The following is a 1,965-nucleotide window of genomic DNA, read 5'->3' on the forward strand; positions in this document are numbered from 1 at the left end:
GCTTTGTCCGCAGAGCAGCCTTAGCGTAACGCAAAAACGAACGGCGTTTTTTTTGCTTGCCGAGTTCAGAAACTGAAGAGATCCCGATCATACACAAAGCCCTTTGCAATACCGAGTTTCATAGCTGGGCTCTTGTGTTCTTTTACCATGAGGTCGGTGTAGTTATGGGCAAACCTCAGGATATCCACCAGCTTCATGACCATGACCGGATTGTAGTACTGCTTGTAGTACCACAGGCTTTTGCGGCCCGAGGTTGACAAACCACGCTCAAATCCCATGACCTTGGTCCGTGCCCGAGCGTGATACATGTCCACCGGATGCGTTCCCGCCCGAACTGCGAACTGTGCCATCTGGGCAAAATCTAATCGTGTTGGGTCAGTGCGGAAAATCACCCGCTTATGCGGCTCGTTGATGAAGTGGAACGGATAGTGAATGCCGGCCGATTCAGACTGACCGGTATGATCCACTAGGAGCGCCCTGATGTCGGAGAGCGCCACATTGCCAAAGGAGGCTTCCAAAAGGTACTCCATGGCGCCGTCCTGTGGCCTGGAGACAGCCTGATCACCGTCTCCAGGCAAGTACCCTGCCTGACGCATCAAATACTCCACGCGCTCTAATTCCTTGTTACCATCAGCCACAAACCCCAGGCGTCGCGGATGGCTTTCATTCTTTGCCATGGTGACGTCTGCAATCCGCACCAATCTCTTCTGCACTTCATTTTTGAACACAGCCAAAAAGGCTGAAGAGACACCCGTATCGCGGTCAACTGAAAAGTTCAGCAGTCGATACTTCCGACCGATCTTCTTCTTGAGCAGCATGATATGTGCAAACTCGGCCGCGTCTTGTCGAACCCTAGCGGCCATCTCAAGGAGCCTGATATCGTCATCAAGTTCTCTTGGCTTTTTGTTACGGTGCCACCTACTTGATTTTGGGTTGGTCGCCTTGTGTCGCTTGCAAATGTACTCGATGTACTCACTGGCAAACCAAATCCGGGCGTTCTCCCGCATAGAACGAGGCTTTTCTTTGTCTCCGACAATATCCATCGCCTTTTCGACGGCAAGCGGGTGAACGTCGGGATCAACATCTGTTGTAGACGCAATGACATACTTGCTGTCGCTGTGGACGGTGCACATGTGGCGCACTTCTACAAGTTTACGAATACCTCTGTCGGGCCAGTTCACCTGAAGGATTTGTGTGTCCGTGGCGAAGTGAGGACTATCCCCTTCAAATACTTCGGGCAGTCGCTTCTCCCGATCTGCCGCAAAGGCTTGGCATTGCTCGTGGATGAAGTCGATCTTCGAATAGACTTCCGGAAGTGATGTATCGAGTACTCGTGAGATAGCTGAAAGCGTCACGCCATTAACCAGCGATCTAAAGACTTTACCATTTAGGTCACTACGCTTATGTCGCCTCGTCGAGCGACCAATCGAAAAGGTCTTCTTACACGCTTTGCACTGATATCTTGGATCTCCTTTGGCCGTCTTACCAAACTTTCGATACCGGCTCGGCATGAGCCCAACGGTCGCTCCATGATTGATACATGCAACACTCGGACAACTTTCACGTTTTGTTCTTCTATTCAGGCGGGAGAGCCTTGCGTATTCTTCCGCCAATGCCTTGTTGGATTTGAGGATGCTAGACCGTCCGCAACTTGGGCAAATATAGGTGCGCTCACCTCCAGACCCGGAGACCTTGCCCCGCGCCAAGTTCGAACCAGGGTTAGCTGGTCGGCCGCGCCCATCTCGTGGGTCAGGTAATACGCCGTAAAGGTCACAAAGTGGATTGCGGCAAAAATTGACTGAGAAGCCGCCAGGCAGGCGAGGAAGCCGAGTTCTCATTTTGTTCGCAGATTTTTGCGAAGCCTTTTTGGGGTCCGGCATGTCACAAGCTCTTATTTCTAAACGAAAACGACCAGCAGGTTAGCTGCTGGTCGATAGATCGTCAACATTTACCTATAGTGGCTTG

General features: G+C 51.6%; 1 protein-coding gene. It reads right to left on the reverse strand.

The window, feature by feature from the left end; genetic code table 11:
- Positions 1-65: 65 nt before the first annotated feature.
- Complete coding sequence (locus ACR0MS_RS20415; protein WP_480578148.1) at positions 66-1,355, reverse strand: hypothetical protein; 1,290 nt, start codon at positions 1,353-1,355, stop codon at positions 66-68.
- Between the last annotated feature and the right edge of the window lie 610 nt (positions 1,356-1,965).

Source organism: Ruegeria sp. CJ2 (assembly GCF_056536745.1).